This window comes from Nocardioides cavernae (assembly GCF_016907475.1).
GTDB classification, from domain to species: Bacteria; Actinomycetota; Actinomycetes; order Propionibacteriales; family Nocardioidaceae; genus Nocardioides; species Nocardioides cavernae.
In genome coordinates this window covers 1,274,208-1,292,507 of record NZ_JAFBCA010000001.1, presented here as the reverse complement: position 1 = coordinate 1,292,507, position 18,300 = coordinate 1,274,208, and the positions used below count along the sequence as shown (strand labels likewise).

18 protein-coding genes are annotated in these 18,300 nt (G+C 71.9%); 7 read left to right on the top strand and 11 right to left on the bottom strand.

All coding sequences use genetic code 11. From position 1 onward, the window contains the following. Positions 1 to 6 precede the first annotated feature (6 nt). Positions 7 to 660 carry a hypothetical protein gene (locus JOD65_RS06035; protein WP_191193282.1) on the top strand — a complete coding sequence of 218 codons (654 nt, stop codon included), beginning with the start codon at positions 7 to 9 and terminating at the stop codon, positions 658 to 660. A gap of 17 nt (positions 661 to 677) precedes the next feature. Here the strand turns inward: JOD65_RS06035 and JOD65_RS06030 are convergent, their stop codons facing one another. Both JOD65_RS06030 and JOD65_RS06025 read right to left on the bottom strand, forming a co-directional pair. Further along, positions 678 to 3,893: a reprolysin-like metallopeptidase gene (locus tag JOD65_RS06030; RefSeq protein WP_307820965.1), complete on the bottom strand. Its 3,216-nt coding sequence runs from the start codon at positions 3,891 to 3,893 to the stop codon at positions 678 to 680. 80 nt (positions 3,894 to 3,973) lie between these two features. After that, entirely contained in the window at positions 3,974 to 5,326 is a 1,353-nt protein-coding gene (locus JOD65_RS06025) for an MFS transporter (RefSeq protein WP_191193283.1), read from the bottom strand. 94 nt (positions 5,327 to 5,420) lie between these two features. Between JOD65_RS06025 and JOD65_RS06020 the strand changes: the two genes are divergently transcribed. From JOD65_RS06020 to JOD65_RS06010, 3 genes are read left to right on the top strand one after another with little or no spacing between them, the layout of a single operon-like run. Then, positions 5,421 to 5,903, top strand: coding sequence for a DUF1707 SHOCT-like domain-containing protein (locus JOD65_RS06020; protein ID WP_191193284.1), 483 nt, complete (start codon positions 5,421 to 5,423; stop codon positions 5,901 to 5,903). A 42-nt stretch (positions 5,904 to 5,945) separates the two neighbouring features. Further along, a complete protein-coding gene (locus JOD65_RS06015; protein WP_191193285.1) occupies positions 5,946 to 7,106 on the top strand; it encodes an acyl-CoA dehydrogenase family protein in 1,161 nt (386 codons plus the stop codon). Between the two features lie 57 nt (positions 7,107 to 7,163). Further along, the gene (locus JOD65_RS06010) at positions 7,164 to 7,688 is read left to right on the top strand and encodes a type 1 glutamine amidotransferase domain-containing protein (protein ID WP_191193286.1); all 525 of its coding nucleotides are present in this window, start codon (positions 7,164 to 7,166) and stop codon (positions 7,686 to 7,688) included. 3 nt (positions 7,689 to 7,691) lie between these two features. Here the strand turns inward: JOD65_RS06010 and JOD65_RS06005 are convergent, their stop codons facing one another. Further along, positions 7,692 to 8,369 carry a dihydrofolate reductase family protein gene (locus JOD65_RS06005; protein WP_307820964.1) on the bottom strand — a complete coding sequence of 226 codons (678 nt, stop codon included), beginning with the start codon at positions 8,367 to 8,369 and terminating at the stop codon, positions 7,692 to 7,694. 31 nt (positions 8,370 to 8,400) lie between these two features. Between JOD65_RS06005 and JOD65_RS06000 the strand changes: the two genes are divergently transcribed. Beyond that, the gene (locus JOD65_RS06000) at positions 8,401 to 9,303 is read left to right on the top strand and encodes a dihydropteroate synthase (RefSeq protein WP_191193288.1); all 903 of its coding nucleotides are present in this window, start codon (positions 8,401 to 8,403) and stop codon (positions 9,301 to 9,303) included. A gap of 46 nt (positions 9,304 to 9,349) precedes the next feature. On the opposite strand, the gene JOD65_RS05995 is transcribed toward JOD65_RS06000, so the two are convergent. The 3 genes from JOD65_RS05995 to galE form a co-directional block, all read right to left on the bottom strand. Beyond that, positions 9,350 to 10,222, bottom strand: coding sequence for a PDDEXK family nuclease (locus JOD65_RS05995; protein WP_191193289.1), 873 nt, complete (start codon positions 10,220 to 10,222; stop codon positions 9,350 to 9,352). Positions 10,223 to 10,354: 132 nt separating this feature from the next. After that, on the bottom strand, positions 10,355 to 11,143 hold the full coding sequence (locus tag JOD65_RS05990; protein WP_191193290.1) for an N-acetylmuramoyl-L-alanine amidase family protein: 789 nt from the start codon (positions 11,141 to 11,143) through the stop codon (positions 10,355 to 10,357). Next, complete coding sequence (galE, locus tag JOD65_RS05985) at positions 11,143 to 12,156, bottom strand: UDP-glucose 4-epimerase GalE (RefSeq protein WP_191193291.1); 1,014 nt, start codon at positions 12,154 to 12,156, stop codon at positions 11,143 to 11,145. The genes JOD65_RS05990 and galE overlap by 1 nt, the downstream gene beginning before the upstream one ends. Positions 12,157 to 12,198: 42 nt before the next feature. On the opposite strand from galE, the gene gmd reads away from it, so the two are divergent. Next, entirely contained in the window at positions 12,199 to 13,179 is a 981-nt protein-coding gene (gene gmd / locus JOD65_RS05980; protein WP_191193292.1) for a GDP-mannose 4,6-dehydratase, read from the top strand. Beyond that, on the top strand, positions 13,176 to 14,111 hold the full coding sequence (locus JOD65_RS05975; RefSeq protein WP_307820962.1) for a GDP-mannose 4,6-dehydratase: 936 nt from the start codon (positions 13,176 to 13,178) through the stop codon (positions 14,109 to 14,111). Before gmd ends, JOD65_RS05975 begins: the two co-directional genes overlap by 4 nt. A 7-nt stretch (positions 14,112 to 14,118) precedes the next feature. Here the strand turns inward: JOD65_RS05975 and JOD65_RS05970 are convergent, their stop codons facing one another. From JOD65_RS05970 to rfbA, 5 genes are all read right to left on the bottom strand, one after another. Beyond that, complete coding sequence (locus JOD65_RS05970; RefSeq protein WP_191193293.1) at positions 14,119 to 14,634, bottom strand: hypothetical protein; 516 nt, start codon at positions 14,632 to 14,634, stop codon at positions 14,119 to 14,121. Between the two features lie 11 nt (positions 14,635 to 14,645). After that, entirely contained in the window at positions 14,646 to 16,421 is a 1,776-nt protein-coding gene (locus JOD65_RS23650; protein WP_191193294.1) for an alpha/beta hydrolase, read from the bottom strand. Continuing rightward, entirely contained in the window at positions 16,418 to 16,729 is a 312-nt protein-coding gene (locus JOD65_RS05960) for a hypothetical protein (protein WP_191193295.1), read from the bottom strand. Before JOD65_RS05960 ends, JOD65_RS23650 begins: the two co-directional genes overlap by 4 nt. Next, positions 16,726 to 17,304: a hypothetical protein gene (locus tag JOD65_RS05955; protein ID WP_191193296.1), complete on the bottom strand. Its 579-nt coding sequence runs from the start codon at positions 17,302 to 17,304 to the stop codon at positions 16,726 to 16,728. The genes JOD65_RS05960 and JOD65_RS05955 overlap by 4 nt, the downstream gene beginning before the upstream one ends. A 78-nt stretch (positions 17,305 to 17,382) precedes the next feature. Continuing rightward, entirely contained in the window at positions 17,383 to 18,249 is an 867-nt protein-coding gene (gene rfbA, locus JOD65_RS05950; protein ID WP_191193297.1) for a glucose-1-phosphate thymidylyltransferase RfbA, read from the bottom strand. Positions 18,250 to 18,300: the final 51 nt, after the last annotated feature.

Genomic DNA, 18,300 nt, shown 5'->3' with positions numbered 1-18,300 from the left:
CGCCGCGTGGCCGAGGTGCCCGACGTCCAGCCCGCGCTCGCAGCAGAGCTCGCGGGCTGGCTCGAGCACCTCGGCCTGAGCGGCCAGCTCGCCGCGGCCGGGCTGCCGACGTTTGACCGCGATGGCGACGTGGTGCGCTGGCGCGACCCGGCGACCGGTGAGGAGCTCGATGCCGAGCGGCTCACCGAGCTCGACCGGGCCCTCCGCTCGATGGGTGACGACCCCGCGCACGGCGTGCCCGTCGAGCTCGTGCGGCTACGACGCGACGCCGACGTGCGGCAGTCCCTCCTCGACGGCGGCTGGCTGGACTACACCGGCGTCGGCCGCCTGCGCGGCACCTCGGAGAACGCCGCGCGCTTCGCCCTGCACAAGGCCGCCCAGCGCCGGACCGTGCTCCTCGTCCAGCACGAGGGCGGCACCCTCGTCCCGGCCTTCCAGCTCGACGACACAGGCGAGGTGCGCGAGGAGCTGCTGGCCGTGCTGGAGCCGCTGCTCGCCGCCGGCGTCGACCCCTGGCGCGCCTGGATCTGGCTGACCACGCCGGCCGCACTGCTCGGTGGAGCGGTGCCGCACGTGGCGGCACGCGACCCCGAGGAGCTGTCCGTCGTGCAGCACGCCGCGGTCGCCCTGGCCGAGCGGACTCGCTCGGCGCAGGGCTGACCCGGCGTCCTCCTGCGTCAGCCGGTCTTCTTGGTGGTCACGACCGCGACACCCTCGATCCGGACCGGCTTGTTCTTCGCCACGACGACGCGCAGCTTGCCCTTGCGGGCCCGGGGCAGCTCGAAGGTGCGGAGCTGGCTGAACTTCTGCTTGCCCGCGAACTTCACGACTCCCAGCTTGCGCTTGCCGAGGAACACGCGCGCCGTGCCGCCGTTCTTCACCTTGCCGATGACGAGCACGATGCGCTCGGTGGTCGGCACGCGGGTGACGAGCTCGGAGCCCTTGCGCCGCGAGGTGACGTAGTCGCCGTACAGGGCCCGCTTGTCCTTCGTACGGTTCCAGGTGCCCTTCCTCGCGAAGGTGCTCTCGTCGCGCGGCACCGTGAACGACACGGTCGCGGGCGTCGGGTCGGCGACACCGGCGGCGTTGACCGCGGCGACGCCGAACGTGTGCGTGCCCGCCCGGAAGCGGCTGGTCACGCCGAAGGCGTCGCACGGCAGCATCTCCTCGTCGACCGTGCACCTGAAGGTCGCAGGGGTGACGCTCGAGGAGTAGGTGAACTTCTGGCGCCGCTCCAGCACGATCGAGTCGTTCGCGGGTCCGGACGTGATCGTCGTCTCGGGGGCGGACGAGGGCGGCGTCGTCGGCGAGGCCGCCAGGGCGAACGACGCGTCATTGACGGCGAAGAAGTAGTTGTCGACCGCCTCGATCTTGATGCGTACGTCGCCCGCGGTGACGTTGGGCATGGCGAGGGTCTCCGACCCGTCGTTGGGCGTGGACGCCGCCAGCACGGTGCCGAACGTCGTGCCGCCGTCAGTCGACAGCGAGATCCTGACCGACGGGGCGAGCCGCCGCGAGCCGTTGACCTCCCACGTCACCGGCGCCGATGACCCGCCGGCGAGGGTCGTCCCCCGCGCGGCCTGCGAGGTGACCAGGAAGGGCCCGGCGCTCCTGTCCACGGTGAGCGCGACGTCACCGTGGGCCACGCCGCCGCCGCTGGGGAACAAGTCCCGGGCGGTCAGTCGGAAGTTCAGGACGCTCCCGGCTCCGTCGGAGCCACCCACGTAGTCGATGGTCGGCAGGAACTCCGAGTAGCAGTCGAGGGCCTTGTCGGGGAGCTGTTCGTCGGCGGGCCACGGCTCGCCCTCGGGCGTGCGCGGCTTCGGGCAGGTGCCGGTGGCGGCGTTGGTGTTGCCCGCCAGCACCTGCGCCATGTCGGGGAAGACCCGCGTCGGACTGCCGTCGGCGAGGTTGATGCCCGGCGAGGGCGACTTCAGGGAGTCGGCGGGGCTGACGACCGCGTCGTCGCCGAACACCCGGAACAGCGGACCGTTGAACTTGCGGTTGTCCGCCAGTCGCGTGCCCTCGCCACGGTCGGTCTGTTCCCACAGGTAGGTCAGCGAGTCACCGTCGGTGTCCGTGCCCGACCCGGTCAGGGCGAACGGTGTGCGGACCGGGATGGTCTTCGGCTCGGGCGGTGTCACCGCGGGAGCGCGGTTGTCAGCGACCTCGCTGATCGCCGGGTCGTCGATGCCGTTGGTGCTGGCCGGCCCGCCCCGCTCGGTCTCGCCGACAAAGCCGGTGACGTCGCCGGACCCGGTGACCTCGAGGGAGGGCAGGTCGACGTCGTCGGCGTCGCCGACGGTGAAGGCGACCGGCTCCTCGTTGAAGATCACCTGGAAGCCGGTGTCGTCGATCGGGCTGACGACGGGGTTGCCGTCGTCGTCGGAGTTGAAGACCTCGTCGAAGCCCCACTGCGCGATCGAGACGTCGCGCCCGGTGATCGCCTCGACGGCCGCCTCGACGCCCGCGTTGGTGTAGTCGACGCCACGGGTGATCGTCGCGGTGTCGCCCTCGTAGCCGAGGGTGATGGTCTCGCCGTCGGTGTCGAAGTCGCGCAGCGAGACCGTCTGCACCTCGACCACGTTGTAGGGGGTGGCCTGGACGGCCTCCACCTCGTCGATCGTCAGGAAGGAGAAGTAGGGGTCGGTGTGCGGCTGGAGGTCGTCCTCGCCGCAGATGCCGGCGTAGGCCATCACCGAGGAGCCCGAGCCCGGCTCGACCGACGCTTCGGAGATGTTGCCCCCACAATTGCCGGAGGCGCCGTTGAAGGTGTGGTTGCCGCCGAACTGGTGGCCGATCTCGTGGGCGACGTAGTCGATGGCGAAGAAGTCACCCTTGGGCTGCGGGAGGCCGGTGCAGCCGCCACCCTTGTAGGCACCGCCGACGACACCGAGGTAGGCGACGCCACCGCCGTTCTTGCCGAGGGCGATGTGGCCGACGTCGTAGCTGGAGGCCCCGATCAACTGGCCGAGGACGGTGCGATTCTGGGAGAGCGTCAGGATGCTGCAGAAGTCGAGGTCGCCGGGGAGGCCCCCGGCTGCCACGTCGAAGCAGGGAGCGGCGCCGCACGGACCGTTGGCACCGGTCGCCTCCGCCTGGGTGTCCAGATTGAGCTTGTCGGTGTCGTTGACGAGCCGCAGCTCCGTGCCGAGGTCGGCGTTGTAGATCTGGTTGACCCGGTTGATCAGGGTGACCTTCTCGGCCAGCACGTTGTCCGTGCCGAAGTAGGCGGCGTAGGACGGGTCGCTGGTCAGCGCCAGCCGGTAGAAGTGGCGCTGGACGGGCTGGCCCGCTTCCGGGTCCCTGTCGGCGGCCCTGGCCTGCGTGACGGTGTCACGCAGCGCGGTGACCTCACCCTCCTGGCGCCGCCTCTCCGGTGCAGGAAGGTCCGTGGAGCGATAGCTGAGGTGGGCGGTGGTCCCGCGGCGGTTGTAGGCCGGGTCGACGTACCAGTCGGCCTGCGCACCGGGCTCGCGGACGAAGGCGTGGAAGCCCATCGGCGTGATGTCGAGGGCGATCGAGACGCGCGGGTCATCGACGCCGCGTCCCGACCACGTCGCGATCTCCGGGTGGGCCGCAGCGAGCTCGGACTCCATGGTCTGGGTGCGCTGGACGCGGAAGGCCTGCAGCCGACCCTCAGGGTCGGGGACCTCGACGACGGACCACTCGGAGCCGCGCGGCAGCTCGCCTTGCAGCGCACCGAGGTCGGCGCGGGTGGCGGCGTAGTCCGTGGGCTCGACGCGGACCTTCGCGCCGGACGGCTCGAAGCCGCGCAGGGGTGCAAATGCCTGGTCGTCGGGGGCGGCGGCGACCGGAGCGATCGAGCTCAGCGCACCTGCTCCCGCGACCAGGGCCAGACAAGCGGCAAGACGGCGAGAGCGAGACGGCACACGAGCTCCTTCGAAGACGGAACTCGCAGCCTAGGTAGGCCCACCGACACGCGCCATACCTCTTTGGTAGCGATTGGGGCTCAGGCCTCGACCGGCGCCTCGCGCAGCGTCGGGGCAAGCACGACGAGCCCGAGCAGCGGGAGCGCGGCGAGCACGAGCAGCGCCGCGGGCATCCCCAGTGGCCCGCTGATGCCGGCCACCACAGCCGAGCCGACGCTTCCGCCGATCAGGAACAGGAGCGTCGAGACACCCATCGCCACACCGCGTACGTCGTCGTGCACGGCGTCGTTGACAACGGCGCTGAGGGCCGGCTGGCCGAGGCCGAAGGCGAAGGTCACCAGGATGATGCCGGCGACCAGCACGGGCGCGCTCGCCCAGAGGGCGCCCACGGTGGCGACCAGCAGCGCCGCCGAGGCGACCAGCCCGGCGATCGCCAGGGACCGGCTCGGGCCGACGCGGGTCAGCATCGGACCGGCGACCTGCGGCACGAGCAGCGCGACCGCGGCGCTCGGCACCATGGCCAGGCCGACCTGCCACGCCTCCCAGCCCTCGGCCAGCAGCACCGCGGGCAGCGCGATGAGCATCGCGAACCAGGCCGCCGGGACCGCCGAGGCGGCGACGGCGCTGCGCACGACGGTCGCGTTGCGGATCACCTCGACCGGCAGGAAGCCGTCGGGGCGACGTCGTACGCTCGCACGGACCGCCGGCACGCCGAGCACGAGCAGGCTCGCGCCGACCGCGGCGACCAGCAGCCCCGCCGAGGGTGACTGCACCAGCAGCACCATGCCGGACGCCGTGAGGGCGACCACGATCGCGCCGACGACGTCGAGGCGGGCCCCGCTGCCGCCCGTGGGCAGCGCGCGCCACAGCAGCGGCACGACGAGCGCGCCGAGGATGGGCAGCGCCATGACGGCGCGCCAGCCCCACACCGCCTCGACGAGGCCGCCGATCAGGGGGCCGAGGCAGCTGACGGCGGCCGCGACGCCGGCGAGGCGGCCGAAGGCGAAGCCGCGGACCTCGCCGGAGTACTTGGCGGACAGGATGGTGACGCCGAGCGTCGGCACGGCGGCAGCGCCCGCGCCCTGCAGCATGCGCGCTCCGAGCAGCACCTCGAAGGTCGGCGCGAGCGCCGCGACCAGCGCGCCGACCGACATCAGCACGAGCCCGGCGAGCAGTGGGGCGCGGACGCCGACCAGGTCGGAGATCCGCCCGTAGAGCGCCGTGGTGACCGCCAGCATCAGGACGTAGAGGCTGATCGCCCAGGCGGCCAGCCCGGCGCTCACCCCGAGGTCCTCGGCGAGGAGAGCGAGCGCCACGGCGGCGCTCGAGGAACCCATTCCGGCGAGGCCGAACAGCAGGCCCAGGAGCATCGAGACCCGTCGCGAGTCGTCCGGGGCGTCGGTGCGGCCGGTGGCCGGGCTCGGTGTCGTCATCGACGTGCGACAACAGCGAGCGCCCCTGGGCCATTCCCCGCGGATCCGCCCAACACCGCCTCGCGGCCCGGGCCGGCGCCGTACCCTGTGGCGCATGAGCATGCCGTACGACGCCCCGTCGGGACCGGGCGACGAGGCCTATCGGCGGTGGCGGCTGCTCCAGGAGCGGGCCGACGCCGAGCACGACTCGCTGCTCGTCTCCGACGCCGAGCGCGACGGGGTGTGCCGGCGGCTGTCCGCCGCCTTCAGCGAAGGTCGCATCACCTCACCCGAGCTCGACGAGCGCACGTCCCGTGCCCTCGCCGCGCGCACCTACGGCGACCTCGAGGACGTGATGGCCGGGCTGGAACCCCCCGCCACGACGTCGTACCGCCCCGTGATGCAGGGCCACGTGCCGCCCGAGCGCAGCGTCGTGCCGCGGCTGCTCTTCTGGTTGGTCGGGCTCGTCACCGCTCCCTTCATCCTCGTCGGCGCCCTGCTCACGCTCTCCGGTGAGTCGGTCTTCGGCGTGGTCCTGCTCCTGCTGTTCCTGCCCGGGCTCATCGCCCTCTACCGGTGGGCCCACCCGCGCACCTGACCGATCGGTCGGTCTCGACCCGTCGCGGGTAACGTGCGCGACATGACCGCTCGCCGCCAGCTGCCCACCGACGAGTCCCGCGACCTGCTCGCCCTCACCCGCGAGATCGCGACCAAGGAGCTCGCGCCGCGGTCGGCGGAGGCGGAGGCCACCGAGACCTTCCCGCGCGACGTCTTCCGGATGCTCGGCCAGGCCGGCCTGCTGTCGCTGCCCTACCCCGAGGAGCACGGCGGCGGCGACCAGCCCTACGAGGTCTACCTCCAGGTCCTCGAGGAGATCGGCGCCGTGTGGTCCTCGGTCGGCGTCGGGGTGTCGGTGCACGCGCTCTCCTGCTTCGGCCTGGCCTACTACGGCACCGACGAGCAGCGCGCCGAGTGGCTGCCCGGCATGCTGAGCGGCGACCTGCTCGGCGCCTACTGCCTCTCCGAGGCGCACGCCGGCTCCGACCCCGCCGCGATGCGTACGACGGCCCGCCGCGACGGCGACTCCTACGTCCTCAACGGCGCCAAGGCCTGGACGACGCACGGCGGCCACGCCGACTTCTACAAGGTCATGGCCCGCACGTCCGACGACCGCAACGGGATCTCCTGCTTCCTCGTCCCGGCCTCCGCCGAGGGCCTCAGCGCCGACCCGCCGGAGCGCAAGATGGGCCTCACCGGCTCGGCCACCGCCACGATGCGCTTCGACAACGTGCGCGTCGACGCCTCCCGCCGGCTCGGCGCGGAGGGCGAGGGGCTGCGCATCGCGCTGGCCGGGCTCGACTCCGGCCGCCTCGGCATCGCCGCCGTCGCGGTGGGCCTCGCCCAGGGCGCCCTCGACTCCGCCGTCGCCTATGCCCGCGAGCGCGAGACCTTCGGCACCCGCATCATCGACCACCAGGGCCTGGCCTTCGTGCTCGCCGACATGGAGGCCGCCATCGTCTCGGCCCGCGCCACGATGCTCCACGCCGCACGGCTGCGCGACGCCGGGCTGCCCTTCTCGCGGGAGGCGTCGGTCGCCAAGCTGGTCGCCACCGACAACGCCATGAAGGTCACCACCGACGCCGTCCAGGTGCTCGGCGGCTACGGCTACACCCGCGACTTCCCGGTCGAGCGCTACATGCGCGAGGCCAAGGTCATGCAGATCTTCGAGGGCACCAACCAGATCCAGCGGATGGTCATCTCGCGCTCGCTCGCGAAGGACAACGCCGGGGTCATCGGGTAGGTCGCTCCACCCCTTGGTGTGTTGTCCGCCTCCCGAGGCCGAGCGACGGTGGAACGCATGTCCAAGCGCATCGCATTCCTGACCGCATCCGAAGGCGTCGAGGAGGTCGAGCTCACCAAGCCCTGGCAGGCAGCCGTCGACGCCGGCCACACCGCGGAGCTGCTCTCCATCGACGAGGGCGAGGTGCAGCTGTTCGAGCACCTCGACAAGTCCAGCACCCAGCGGGTCGACCGGCGGGTGTCCGACGTCGCCGTCGCCGACTACGACGCCCTCGTCCTGCCGGGTGGCGTCGCCAACCCCGACGCCCTTCGCACGGACGTGGAGGCGGTCGCGTTCATCCGCGACTTCGTCGACTCCGGCAAGCCCGTCGCCGCCATCTGCCACGCATCCTGGACCCTCGTCGAGGCCGACCGCGTGAAGGGCAAGCGCCTGGCCAGCTGGCCGAGCCTGCAGACCGACATCCGCAACGGTGGCGGCGAGTGGGTGGACGAGGAGGTCGTCGTCGACGGCAACCTCATCACCAGCCGCAACCCCGACGACATCCCGGCCTTCTCGAAGGCCCTGCTCGACGCGCTGGGCTGAGCCTCACTCCACCAGCCAGCGCCCCAGCAACGTCCCGTCCTGCTCGAGCAGCAGGGCGGGACGCAGCGCGACGTCAACATCGGCGCCCGTGGCGATGCGTACGGCGTCGCCGCCGGTCAGCCTCGGCACGAGGGTCCAACACAGCTCATCGACGACGCCCGCCGCGAGCATGTCGGCGAAGAGCGACGGCCCGCCCTCGCACAGCTGCTCGGTCCAGCCGCGTTCGGCCAGCGCGGCCTTGAGCGCGGCGAGGTCGATCTGCTCCTCGCCGAGGACCAGCACGTTGTCCTCGCCCAGCCTGTCGCGCGCCTCCGCGAGACCGTCCGAGGTCGCGACCGTCGCCATCAGCACCCGCCCGGGCGGCGCCTCGGCCAACGTCGGCGGTACGTCGGCGGACCGGCTCACCACGACGATCGGCACCCGCGGGACGTCGTACTCCTCCTCGCGGATCGTGCCCGCCCCGACCACCAGGCAGTGCGCCCGCCGGCGGAGGGTGTCGAAGACCCGCTTGTCGGCGTCGTTGTTGATCGTGCCGCTCAGCCCGTCCGACCCCGTGGCTGCCCCGTCGACGGTGCTGACGAAGTTGACCCGCAGCCACGGCTCGCGCTCCGGCGTGTAGGCGGCCGCGAGCTCGTCGTCGGACAGGTCGGCGAGGTGCTGCAGCTCGAGGGGGTCGCTCACGACCTTCATCCTGCCGCCTACGCTGGAAGGCGTGATCACCCTTGCGGATCTGGCGGCCCTGCACGCCCAGCACGGCGCGTCGTGGGACAGCCCCGTCACCCCGGTCGTCCTCGACGGACCCCTGGGTCCGGTGTCGATCGGCGACGGGGCGGTGACGCTCATGGGCTGCATCAACCTCTCGCGCGACTCGACCTACCGCGAGAGCGTGGCCACCGGCCCCGCCGACGCCGTGCGCATGGGCCGCGTCCAGGCCGCGCAGGGTGCCGCGCTGATCGACCTCGGCGCCGAGTCGAGCAACGCCCGGGCGGCGCGCGTGTCGGCTGCCGACCAGATCGCCACCCTCGTGCCCGCCGTGAAGCAGCTCGCCGCCGAGGCCATCGTGTCGGTCGAGACCTACGAGCCGGAGGTGGTCCGCGCCTGCCTCGACGCCGGTGCCCGCGTGCTCAACATGACCGGCCGCCAGCACGAGGACGACATGCTCGCCCTCGCTGCGGAGTACGACGCCGCAGTCGTCATGTGCTTCGGCACCACCGCCAACGTCCGCGAGATCGCCGACGTGCCGCCCGACGCCGACCCGATGCCGGTGCTGCTCGACCACTTCGGTCCCCGGCTCGAGCACGCCCGATCCCTCGGCGTGCACAAGGTCGTCGTCGACCCCGGCATGGGCTTCTACTACGGCAACCTCGTCGACCCGATGACCCGCGCCCGCCACCAGTCCCGCGTGCTCGCCCAGACCTTCCAGCTGCGCCCCCTCGGCGTACCCGTCTGCAACGTGCTCCCCCACACCTACGACATCTTCGGCGACGAGTTCCGCAAGGCCGAGGGCTTCTACGGCGTCCTCGCCGCGCTCGGTGGCTCCCACCTGCTCCGGATCCACGAGGTCGCGCACCTCCGCGTCGTCCTCCGCGCCATGGCGGAGCTCGAGGTCCGCTGACCGGCACCATGAAGGCAGTTCGTGGCGCTGCCCCGGTGTCGCACGCTCAGGCGACCAGTCCGTGGCGCCCAACTGCCTGCATGGTGCGCCAGCGGACGACGTCCTCGATGGCCGCACGCACGTCGTCGGGTCGGAACATGACGTCCATCCAGGAGAACCGGAGCACCACCAGTCCGAGCCGAGCGGCCTTCGTGTAGCGGTCGACGTCTCGCTGGAGGCCCGCCTTGGTCCAGTGGTGCTCCAGCGACTCCGCCTCGATCACCATCCCCAAGGCCCGGTCGAGCAGGTCCACGCGACCCACGCCAGGGACCTCGCCCTGGGGAACGACGTCGAGGCCCGGCACCGACATCGCGATCACGTGGAGGCAGGTCTCGAACGGGTTGGCCCGCAACGGGGAGGCAGCCCGGGCGACCCTCAGTGCCTTGGCTCGGCCCGTGCGTGGGCTACGCGCAGCGGCGATGACGAGGTCGTCGGCGTCGAGGATGCCCTCACGCAAGGCCGAGTCGGCCACACACAGCGCCACGTCGAAGTCGTACGCCCGCGCGCAGTCGATGACCGTGCGCGTCCGGGAGGTGACGTCGCGTCGCAGCTCGCGCTCGGACAGATCGGCCCAGTGCAGCTCGTACGCGCCCTCCGGCTTGCGGGCACTGCGCGGCAGCGTGATGCAGGGCCGCACCGGGTCGTGCTTGAGCTTCCACCCGAACTCCAGCGCGGCGCTGAGGTGTGAAGCGGTTCCTCCGGTCCGGGCCACTGCGCGCATCGAGCCGTCGAGGTCGGCGAGGCAGTACCTGTTGTGGCGCGGTTTGTGGATCCGGCCGGCGGCGAGCGCGGCGGAGAGCTGCGACCGGTTCGTGTACGCCAGCAGCTCGCGCAGCGTGCCCACGCCACCGAGCTCTCGGAGCGCCACCGCCGGGTCCATGGTCCGACACTGGCACCGGTCAGCTGTCGGCCGCTCCGCCAATCCACAGGCACCATGCATGCAGTTCGAGCCGGCGCTGGTCCCGGCCACGCTCAGCCGACCGCATCCGCGGTCGAACTGCCTGCATGGTGCTCAGCTCAGGAAGCGGCGGACCCCGGAGACCAGGCCGTGGGCGTAACGCGCGCGGCCTGCGGGCGAGGTCATCACCCGCGCCTCGGACGCGCGGCGCATGTTGCCGAGCTCGACCATCACGGTGGGGACGTCGGAGAGGTTGAGGGTGGCGAGGTCGGAGCGTACGTCGATCCCGTCCCCGCCAGCGGTGTAGGTCGCGACGCCGAAGCGCCGGGACTGCAGGCCCGCCTTCACCGAGCTCGCCAGCCGCATCGACGGCCGGTGGATGTCGGCGGTCCACGGCGCCCGGTCGGGTGGGGCGATGACGTGGAAGCCGCGCGCGCCGGCGGCGTACGACCCGTCGGCGTGGACCGACAGCTTGAGGTCCGCACCGGGACGGGACGAGGTGGCGTTCCCGGCCCGGCCACGCTCGTCGACGCACGGACCCCAGCGGTCCTGGCGGTTGCTCTGCCGGGTCAGGTGCACCGTCGCCCCCAGCTCGCGCAGCCGCGCGGCGACGAGTCGCGACACCTGCCAGGCAAGGGTGGCCTCCGGGTAGCCGCCGTCGGTCGCCGTGCCGGTGGTGTTGCACGGCTTGGTGAAGCCGCCGGCAGGCACCGGTCGGTTGATGCGGCGCGGGAAGTTGTGGTTGCCGAGCTGGTGGCCGGGGTCGATGACGACCACCCGGCCGGCGAGGGGTTCGGCCGATACCTGAGGACGCGGATCCGGCGTTCCGGCGACCGCCAGGTCCTCAGATACTCCGAGCAGAGGGAGCAGCAGGAGGAGGACGACCGCGGCCCGGCGAGGCATCAGCCGGCGAAGCCCCGGGGGTTCTGCGACTGCCAGCGCCACGTGTCGGCGGCCATGTCGTCGACCGTCTTGACGGTGCTCCAGCCGAGCTCGCGGTTGGCCTTGGAGGGGTCGGCGTACGACGTCGCGACGTCGCCGGCGCGGCGGTCGACGATCTCGTAGGGGATCTCGCGGCCGACGGCCTTCTCGAACGCCCGCACCATCTCGAGCACGCTGGTGCCGTGACCGGAGCCGAGGTTCCAGGTGTGGACCGCCTCGTCGGTGTCGGCAAGCGCCTTCAGCGCAGCGATGTGACCGGCGGCGAGGTCCTCGACGTGGATGTAGTCGCGCACGCCGGTGCCGTCGACCGTGTCGTAGTCGCCGCCGAAGACCATGAGCTTCTCGCGCTTGCCGACCGCCACCTGGGCGATGTAGGGCACGAGGTTGTTGGGGATGCCCGACGGGTCCTCGCCGATCGTGCCGGAGGGGTGCGCGCCGACCGGGTTGAAGTAGCGCAGCAGCCCGAACCGCATCCGGGGACGAGCGATCGCGACGTCGCGCAGGATCTGCTCCTGCATGACCTTGGTCCAGCCGTAGGGGTTGGTGGCGTAGGTGCGGCGGTCCTCGGTCGCAGCGGCCTGGTCCTCGCCGTAGACCGTCGCGCTGGAGGAGAAGACGAGCTTGTCGACGTCGTAGCGCTGCATCGCGCGCACCAGCGCGAAGGTGGAGACCAGGTTGTTCTCGTAGTACTCCAGCGGCTTCTCGACGCTCTCCCCGACCGCCTTGTGCCCGGCGAAGTGGATCACGCCGTCGAAGTGCTCGGTCGCGAAGAGGTGCTCGGTCTTGTCGTGGTCGGTGAGGTCGAAGGAGTGCAGCGGGATCCGCGTCCCGGTCAGCGCTTCGAGCCGCCCCGTCACCGTCGGGTGCGAGTTGCTGAAGTTGTCGACGATGACGACGTCAAAACCGGCGGCGACGAGCTGGACGACGGTGTGCGAGCCGATGTAGCCGGCACCGCCGCTCACGAGGATCTTCATGCGGCCACCCTAACGATGAGGCGCCCTGACAGAATGCCTCGCATGCCCAGCGCACTCATCACCGGAATCACCGGCCAGGACGGTCTCTACCTCGCCGAGCTCCTGCTCGAGAAGGGATACGACGTCCACGGACTGATCCGCGGCCAGAACAACCCCCGCCGAGCGCTCGTCGAGGACCTCGTCCCGGACGTCACGCTGCACAACGGTGACCTCACCGATCTGTCCAGCCTGATGCGGGCGATGCGCGACTCGCAGCCCGACGAGGTCTACAACCTCGGAGCGATCTCCTTCGTCGCCTACTCCTGGGAGAACGCCTTCGTGACCAGCGACGTCACCGGCATGGGCGTGCTCAACATGCTCGAGTCCGTACGCCTCCACGCCGGCGACGACCCGTCGTCCATCCGGTTCTACCAGGCCTCGAGCTCGGAGATGTTCGGCAAGGTGCAGGAGGTCCCCCAGTCGGAGAGCACCCTGCTGTGGCCCCGCTCGCCCTACGGCGTGAGCAAGGTCTACGGCCACTACATGACCATCAACTACCGCGAGTCCTACGGCATGCACGCCTCCTCCGGCATCCTGTTCAACCACGAGTCGCCGCGTCGCGGGCCGGAGTTCGTCACCCGCAAGATCAGCCAGGCGGTCGCCCGCATCCACCTCGGCCAGCAGGACTCCATGGCACTGGGCAACCTCGACGCCCGACGCGACTGGGGTTACGCCGGCGACTACGTCGAGGCGATGTGGCGGATGCTGCAGCAGGACGAGGCCGACGACTACGTCATCTCCACCGGTGAGACCTGGTCGATCCGCGACTTCCTCGACCTCGCGTTCGCCCACGTCGGTGTCGACGACTGGGCCAAGCACGTCACCCAGGACCCGCGCTTCATGCGCCCCGCCGAGGTCGAGCTCCTCATCGGCGACGCGAGCAAGGCGAAGGACAAGCTCGGCTGGACGCCCACGGTCTCCTTCGCCGAGCTGGTGGCGATGATGGTCGACGCCGACATCGCGGCAGCCAAGGCGGGCTGGTGACCGCAGCCGCGTTCATCACCGGCATCGGCGGCCAGGACGGCACCTACCTCGCCGAGCGGCTGGTGGCCGAGGGCATGGAGGTGCACGCGCTCGTCCTCGAGGCCGACGGCCACCCGGCCCACTGCCCGGAGCAGGTCGTGCTCCACGCCGGTGACCTCGGCGACGTCGAGGCGACCCGAGGGCTCGTACGCGAGATCGCGCCGCGCGAGGTCTACAACCTCGCCGCGATCAGCTCGGTCGCCCAGTCGTGGGACGAGCCCGACCGCACCGCGCACGTCAACGGCCTGGCAGCGGTGGCCCTGATGGAGTCGGCGCGCCACGTCGACGGCGTACGTCTCGTGCAGGCCTCGAGCGCGGAGATCTTCGGCGAGGCGAGCACCTCGCCCCAGGACGAGGACACCCCGATCGCGCCGGTCAACCCGTACGGCGCCGCGAAGGCCTTCGCCCACCTGTCCGCCCGCGTCTTCCGCCAGCGCGACCTGCACGTGTCGAGCGCGATCCTCTACAACCACGAGTCGCCGCGCCGGCACCCGCGCTTCGTGACCCGCAAGATCACCTCGACGGTCGCCGCCATCGCCCGCGGCGAGGCCGACGAGCTGGTCCTCGGCAACATCGACGTCCGCCGCGACTGGGGGTGGGCCCCCGACTACGTCGACGCGATGGTGCGCGCCGCCCGCGCGGACGAGCCGGGCGACTACGTCATCGCGACCGGCACCGCCCACTCGGTGCGCGACTTCGTGGCCGCCGCCTTCGCCGCCGCCGGCGTCGACGACTGGGAGCACCTCGTGCGGCAGGACGCGGCGTTCTTCCGGCCGGCCGACCCGACCGAGCTGGTCGGCGACGCGAGCCGCGCCCGCGATGAGCTGGGCTGGGCGCCCACGGTGGACTTCGCCGAGATCGTGCGGCGCATGGTCGCCACCGACCTCGCCTGAACGACCGTCAGTCGAGGGGGATGTCCTCGGAGTTGTCCCGCTCGACCGGCTCGGAGTCCTTGGGCACCTCGACCTCGCCCTCCTGGTCGAGGGTGAGCACGAGCTCGCGCTCGCCGACCTTGGTCCAGCCGATGGTGGTGCGGAAGTCGTCGCGCTCGAGCTGGGCCCACGGCTCGGAGGCGTCGAGGCCGTCGGACGTCCGCGACCACCCGGCCTCCTCGAGCGCCGTCGCCGCCTGGTCGACCTGCTCGCCCTCGGCGCCCTCGCCGACGACGACCGCCGACGCCTTGTAGTCCTCGGCGCGGTAGGTCGACATGCCCTCGCTCTCGACCCGGCCCTGCGCGCGCTCGACGGCGAGCCCGGTGCCGGTGATCGCGGCGGCCATGTCGCGGAGCTCGGCGTTGACCGCCTGCTTCATCGACGCCAGGTCGTCGGCAGCCTGCTCGGGGTCGGGGTCGCCGCACGACCCCAGCCCCACGGCGAGCGCGAGGGCCAGGAGGAGCCGGAGCGGGAGGAGTCTCATGCGCTCCATCCTCACCGGTCGGGGCTCGTGTCGGAACGACCGGGCTGGTTGGCGGTGGGGTCGCGGTCCCACTCGGGGTCCTGGGGCGGGCCCCACCACGGGTCGTAGCTCTGCTCCGCGGCGTTGATGTCGTCGCCGTGGCCGTCGACGATGCGGCCGATGTTGTAGAGCGACTCGGTGTCCTGGTCGAGGTAGGAGCTGTGCGCGTCGCCGGTGTTGCGGTGCCAGCTGCGGTCGACGTCCTCGGCCTCGAAGCGGTTGGCGTCGAAGTCCTCCGACGACGGGTCGGTGCCCAACCCGATGCCGAACTTGCCGACCCACCCCTCGTCGCCCAGCACGGCCACGAAGTCGCGGCTGTCGCGACCGACGTAGACGTGGTCGGCGCCGGGCCCGAGGTCGCTGGCGTGGTCGGCCGGACCCGCGCCGGGGCTGCCGATGAGGACCACCTCGTCGACGTCGGACGTGTCCCCGTGGGTGGCGTACGACGTCGTGGTCGAGCCGTAGCTGTGGCCGACGGCGGTCAGGTGGGCGGGGTCGTCGGGCCGGGAGGCACGCAGTCCGTCGATGGCATCGGCGAGGTTGCGACCGCCCTCCTCGGCGCGTCCCTCGCTGGCCGTCGCGAGGTCGGTCGGTCCGTGAGGTGCGTCGTAGCCGAGCCAGAACATGGTGGCGACGCTGGAGCCGTCGCCGTTGTAGCGCGTCGACTCGTAGAGGTTCATCATCCGGTCGGTGTAGTAGGTGGTGTCGCCCATGTCGGTGTTGATGCCCGGCGTGAAGACCGCGACGTCGGTCGCGTGGTCGAGGTCGCCGACCGCGACGGCGACGCGGCCGTCGCCCTCGTAGTCAGCGGGGTCGTAGAGCCACAGCACGCCGCCGGGCTTCAGGTCGGGGTCGAGCGGGTCGGTGTAGGCGTCGGCGTTGGCGAGGGCGTCGCGTGCCTGCCCGGCGTTGGCGAACACCTTGCGCTCGAGCGGGGAGATGGTGCCGTCCTCGTCCTTGGCGGCGAGCCGCGCGAGGTCGTCGTCGAGCAGCACCCGGTTGGCCTGGTCGCGCGCGCCTGCCGGCAGCCCGTCACCCTGGCCGATCCGCTCGGGGTAGGCCGCGATCACGGCCTCGCGCTCGGCCTCGGTGAGGTTCTCCCACCAGCGCTGCACCTCCTCGGGCGTCGCGCCGCTGCCGGGCGCGCCGGGACGGTTCATCGCCGACTCCGCCATCGGCGGGATGCCGCCGTCGGACGACAAGGACTCCGGCAGGGTGTCGGCGGCCTGGAAGACCTGGCGCAGCAGCGTCTCGTTGTCACGGACGCGTCGCTGCAGGTCGTCGTCTGCGGTGACCAGCTCGGAGTAGTCGATGCGCAGCTCGACCGCCCGCTCGCGGAAGGCGGCGATCTCGTTGTCGGTGGCCTCGGTGGCGGCGTTGATGTCGGCGACAAGTGCGGTGCGCCGGTCGTCGAGGCCGCGCTTGCGCTCGACGAGGTCCTCGTGGTCGCGCAGCAGGTCGCGCAGGGTGTCGGCGAAGGCGGTCACGCCCCGCCCGACGCGGCGTACGGTCGTGGCCATCGCTGAGTGCTCGGTCGACGCCTCACCGGAGGCCTTCTTGTAGGACTGGTAGGCGATGCCGGCCCAGCTGCCGAGCTCCTGCAGCTCGCGGCAGCGGTCGGCGAACTCCTCGTAGCGCCCGGCCGCGGCGTAGACGGTCGTGGCGAGCCCGTCGGCCCCGCCCGCGTCGCCCTCGGGCTTCTTGATCTGCGCCGGGACCGACGCCGGGATCTCGATCGTGACCGTCATCGGGCCGACCCCAGTCGTCCGTCGAGGTCGCTGAACTGCCGGTCGGTGGCATCGTCGGTGGTCGAGTAGTCGTCGGCGGTCGCGTGCAGCGCCCCCACGAAGCCCTGCGCGATGGCGGCGCTCTCCCCGGCGTAGCCGGCCCACCGCGTCAGGAACGTCGTCGCCGCGCCCTGCACGCTCGGCGGCAGCGACGAGGCGGAGGCGGCGCCGAGCTCGCGCGCCGAGCTCTCCATCAGCGTCTCCTGCGACTCCCACCCCTGGGTGCCGCGGCGGAGGGTCTCCATCTGCCAGACCAGCGGGTCGCTCATCGCGCGCCCCCGCCGATCGCCTCGGCCGCGGCGGCCTCGCCGACGACGACGAGAGCGGAGCGGATCCTCAGCACCACCCGGCCGGCGGCCGGGGCCAGGACCTGCACGTCCTCACGGCCGATCGTCCCGGGGCGTCCGGCCAGGACACGGGGTACGCCGTCGGGCGGAGCCAGCACGCGCCACCCGTCGGCCTCGTCGAGCAGCTCCTGCGCCCGCTGGAGGGCGCCGGACGCGACGACCGGATCGAGGTCGTCGAAGGTCGCGGTGCCCTGCCACCGGAGGGTGCCGGGCGCGGACCCGGCGAACCACACGTCGTCGAGGCGGGTCGGCTCGACGTCGAGGCCGAGGGCCGCCCAGAGCCCGGCCATCCGGGCCCGCAGCTCCTGACGCGCCGCGTCGGGCTCGACGGTCGGCTCGCCGGCCGGGACCTCGGTGCGGTCGGGCGCCTCGGGCGGGAGCACCACGAGGTCGACGTCGTCATGGCGTCGCAGCACCGTCGCCCAGAACGGGTCCTGCAGCACCTGTCGGGCCGCGGGCGCACCCGAGACGAGGTCGAGCGAGGTCGGATCGGGCACAGGGTCTCCTTCAGGATGCGGCTGGGGTGCTCTCCGCTACTCCTGACCCTCCCCCGCCGGAGACCCGCCCAAACGCGGTCAGCCGTGCTTGAGGAGACCCAGCAGGTACTCGCCGTAGCCGCTCTTGCGCAGCGGCTCGGCGCGGGCGACGAGCTCGTCGTCGGAGAGGAAGCCCATCCGCCAGGCGACCTCCTCGGGCGCGCCGACCTTGAAGCCCTGCCGACCCTCGATGGTGCGGACGAAGTTGGAGGCGTCGTTCAGCGAGTCGAAGGTGCCGGTGTCGAGCCACGCGGTGCCGCGCGGCAGCACCTCGACGTGGAGGCGACCCTCCTCGAGGTAGCGCCGGTTGAGGTCGGTGATCTCCAGCTCGCCGCGCGCGGACGGCGCCAGCTCGGCGGCGTACTGCACCACGTCGTTGTCGTAGAAGTAGAGGCCCGGCACCGCGAAGTCGCTCTTCGGGTGCTCCGGCTTCTCCTCCAGCGACAGCGCCCGGCCCTGGTCGTCGAACTCCACCACGCCGTAGGCGCGGGGGTCGGCGACGTGGTAGCCGAAGACCGCGGCGCCGTCGAGCTCGGAGAAGCGCAGCAGCTGCTGGCCGAGGCCGGAGCCGTAGAAGATGTTGTCGCCGAGGACGAGGGCCGACCGCTCTGCGCCGATGTGGTCGGCACCGATGATGAAGGCCTGCGCGAGGCCGTCGGGGCTCGGCTGCACCGCGAAGGTCAGGTTGATGCCGAACTGCGACCCGTCGCCGAGCAGCCGGTGGAAGGCGTCGGCCTCGTGGGGCGTCGTGATGATCAGGACGTCCCGGATCCCCGCCAGCATCAGCGTGGAGAGCGGGTAGTAGATCATCGGCTTGTCGTAGACCGGCACCAGCTGCTTGCTGATTCCCTGGGTGATCGGGTGCAGTCGCGAACCGGTGCCACCGGCCAGGATGATTCCACGCATGGGTGAACCCTAGGGTGCGTCCGGGATTCTCGTGGGTTCGAGCCCCTTTGG

What these genes read in the sequence shown, in the direction of transcription:
- JOD65_RS06025 (WP_191193283.1), bottom strand. Translation starts at nt 5,326, where the DNA reads ATGACGACACCGAGCCCGGCCACCGGCCGCACCGACGCCCCGGACGAC.
- JOD65_RS06020 (WP_191193284.1), top strand. Translation starts at nt 5,421, where the DNA reads ATGAGCATGCCGTACGACGCCCCGTCGGGACCGGGCGACGAGGCCTAT.
- JOD65_RS06015 (WP_191193285.1), top strand. Translation starts at nt 5,946, where the DNA reads ATGACCGCTCGCCGCCAGCTGCCCACCGACGAGTCCCGCGACCTGCTC.
- JOD65_RS06010 (WP_191193286.1), top strand. Translation starts at nt 7,164, where the DNA reads ATGTCCAAGCGCATCGCATTCCTGACCGCATCCGAAGGCGTCGAGGAG.
- JOD65_RS05995 (WP_191193289.1), bottom strand. Translation starts at nt 10,222, where the DNA reads ATGGACCCGGCGGTGGCGCTCCGAGAGCTCGGTGGCGTGGGCACGCTG.
- JOD65_RS05990 (WP_191193290.1), bottom strand. Translation starts at nt 11,143, where the DNA reads ATGCCTCGCCGGGCCGCGGTCGTCCTCCTCCTGCTGCTCCCTCTGCTC.
- galE (WP_191193291.1), bottom strand. Translation starts at nt 12,156, where the DNA reads ATGAAGATCCTCGTGAGCGGCGGTGCCGGCTACATCGGCTCGCACACC.
- gmd (WP_191193292.1), top strand. Translation starts at nt 12,199, where the DNA reads ATGCCCAGCGCACTCATCACCGGAATCACCGGCCAGGACGGTCTCTAC.
- JOD65_RS05970 (WP_191193293.1), bottom strand. Translation starts at nt 14,634, where the DNA reads ATGAGACTCCTCCCGCTCCGGCTCCTCCTGGCCCTCGCGCTCGCCGTG.
- JOD65_RS23650 (WP_191193294.1), bottom strand. Translation starts at nt 16,421, where the DNA reads ATGACGGTCACGATCGAGATCCCGGCGTCGGTCCCGGCGCAGATCAAG.
- JOD65_RS05960 (WP_191193295.1), bottom strand. Translation starts at nt 16,729, where the DNA reads ATGAGCGACCCGCTGGTCTGGCAGATGGAGACCCTCCGCCGCGGCACC.
- rfbA (WP_191193297.1), bottom strand. Translation starts at nt 18,249, where the DNA reads ATGCGTGGAATCATCCTGGCCGGTGGCACCGGTTCGCGACTGCACCCG.